General features: G+C 45.4%; 1 protein-coding gene, 1 tRNA gene and 1 pseudogene. 2 read left to right on the top strand and 1 reads right to left on the bottom strand.

The genetic code is table 11. The annotated features are described in order from the left end of the window. Positions 1 to 158: pseudogene (locus B3M51_RS14465) on the bottom strand (aspartate transaminase); the annotation flags it as partial. A gap of 72 nt (positions 159 to 230) precedes the next feature. Between B3M51_RS14465 and uvrB the strand changes: the two are divergent. Together uvrB and B3M51_RS06720 are read left to right on the top strand one after the other, a co-directional pair. After that, positions 231 to 2243: an excinuclease ABC subunit UvrB gene (uvrB, locus tag B3M51_RS06725; RefSeq protein ID WP_292356016.1), complete on the top strand. Its 2013-nt coding sequence runs from the start codon at positions 231 to 233 to the stop codon at positions 2241 to 2243. A gap of 98 nt (positions 2244 to 2341) precedes the next feature. Further along, positions 2342 to 2418: transfer RNA gene (locus B3M51_RS06720), tRNA-Val, on the top strand. The last annotated feature ends 126 nt before the right edge of the window (positions 2419 to 2544 follow it).

The raw sequence follows: 2544 nt of genomic DNA, 5'->3' as shown, positions 1-2544 counted from the left end.
GCTTGTTTAATATGATCCGGCGTATCGAAATCCGGTTCGCCGGCACCAAGACCGATAATATCTTTACCTTCGGCTCTCAAGGCCGCGGCGCGTGCGGTAATGGCTAAAGTAGGTGAGGGTTTGATGCTTTGAACGCGCTGTGAGAGTTTGATAGTCAAAATCTGTCCTTCGAGAAACGATAGTGATTAGAAAACCGTAATATACGATAAACACGGACATTGCTAAAGAGTATGAAAAAACAATTTGAATTAGTCTGCGAGTTTGAACCGGCGGGGGATCAACCAACTGCGATTGCGTCGCTGGTTGAGGGATTAAACAACGGTGAAATGTGGCAGACCCTGTTGGGGGTCACCGGCTCGGGAAAAACCTTTACTATTGCCAATGTTGCGCAAGCTGTGCAGCGTCCGGTAATGGTTCTGGCTCCCAATAAAACGCTGGCTGCACAACTTTATAGTGAGATGAAAGAGTTCTTTCCCAATAATGCGGTGGAATATTTCGTGTCCTACTACGATTATTATCAGCCCGAAGCCTATGTGCCGTCATCCGATACTTTTATAGATAAAGATGCCTCGGTGAACGAACAAATCGAACAAATGCGTTTATCGGCAACCAAAGCCATGCTGGAACGGCGCGATGCGATTATCGTCTCCAGTGTTTCCTGTATTTATGGTTTGGGTGATAAAGATGCCTATCTGGCGATGGTCATGCATCTGGTTCAGGGCGATATCATTAATCAACGTGAAATATTACGCCGATTAGCGGAACTGCAATATTCACGCAATGATATTGAATTATCGCGTGGTACCTATCGGGTTCGAGGCGAGGTTATTGATATATTCCCGGCTGAATCGGAACGTGATGCGGTACGTGTAGAGTTGTTTGATGATGAAGTAGAGCAGATCAGTTATTTCGATCCGTTAACGGGTGAAATATTGCAACGCATGAACCGCATTACCATTTATCCTAAAACCCACTATGCCACGCCACGCGAGACTATTCTTGGTGCTGTGGATTCGATCAAAGATGAATTACGTGAAAGATTGGCTGAACTAAATGAACAGAATAAATTAGTCGAAGCTCAGCGCTTAGAGCAGCGCACCCGTTTTGATATCGAAATGTTATTAGAGCTTGGTTATTGCAACGGTATTGAAAACTATTCTCGACATTTATCGACTCGACAAGCAGGAGAGGCACCGCCCACTTTATTTGATTACCTGCCTGATGATGCCATTTTGGTCATTGATGAAAGCCACGTGATGATTCCGCAGATTGGCGCAATGTATAAGGGGGATCGGTCACGTAAGGAAACGCTAGTAAATTATGGTTTCCGATTACCGTCTGCACTGGATAACCGACCAATGATGTTTGATGAATGGGAAAAGCAGGCACCGCAGACCATTTTTGTTTCGGCTACGCCTGGGAAATATGAAGCAGAACATGCTGGCAATATCGTCGAACAGGTAGTGCGTCCAACCGGGTTAATCGATCCCGAAGTGGAAATTCGTCCGGTCGGTACGCAGGTCGATGATTTGCTTTCCGAGATTAATAAACGTACAGCGGTCAATGAGCGGGTCCTGGTCACCACATTGACCAAGCGTATGTCCGAAGATCTCACTGATTATCTACGCGAGCACAACGTCAAGGTGCGATATCTGCATTCGGATATTGATACGGTCGAACGGATGGAGATTCTGCGTGATTTACGGCTAGGTGAATTTGACGTGCTGGTGGGGATTAACTTACTCAGGGAAGGACTGGATTTACCTGAAGTCTCGCTGGTAGCTATTCTGGATGCTGATAAAGAAGGGTTCCTGCGTAGTGATCGATCGCTGATTCAGACAATCGGACGTGCGGCGCGAAACCTTAATGGTAAAGCGATTTTATATGCAGACAAGATTACCGGTTCAATGCAACGGGCAATTGATGAAACCGATCGGCGGCGTGAAAAACAGATTGCTCATAATCTTGAGCATGGTATTACTCCAATGGGTATTATCAAATCGATTCGTGGTGGCATGGATGATTCGAAAAGCAAAAAAGAGGAAAAACTGCGTTTTGCTGAAGTGGCCGAAGAGCATGCCAAATATGCCTCGTTGTCTCCACAACAATTGGCTAAACGTATTCAACAGATTGAAAATGCGATGTATAAACACGCACAGAATCTGGAGTTTGAAGAAGCAGCTAAATTAAGAGATGAACTTGATAAAGTAAGAAAGATGGCGCTGGGACCGGTTGCTCTGTAATTGACACCTAATTATATGGCTGGATTTACTTAGTTCTATTGACGGTATAAAGCGCTTGCAAAATATGCCTGACTGCGTATAATTTCGCGCTTCACAGCAGGCACGTAGCTCAGTTGGTTAGAGCACCACCTTGACATGGTGGGGGTCGTTGGTTCGAATCCAATCGTGCCTACCAGATATATACATCAAGCACCTCTTGCAGGTGCTTTTTGGTTTTTAAGGCCTCTCGTATTGGCCACAACCAAGGATATAGTATGATTTCAATTACCCTTCCTGATGGCAGTCAACGCCAGTTCGATCA

Source organism: Methylophaga sp. UBA2689, assembly GCA_002354555.1.
In the GTDB taxonomy this organism is placed as follows: Bacteria; Pseudomonadota; Gammaproteobacteria; order Nitrosococcales; family Methylophagaceae; genus Methylophaga.
This window is presented reverse-complemented; position numbering and strand designations above follow the sequence as displayed.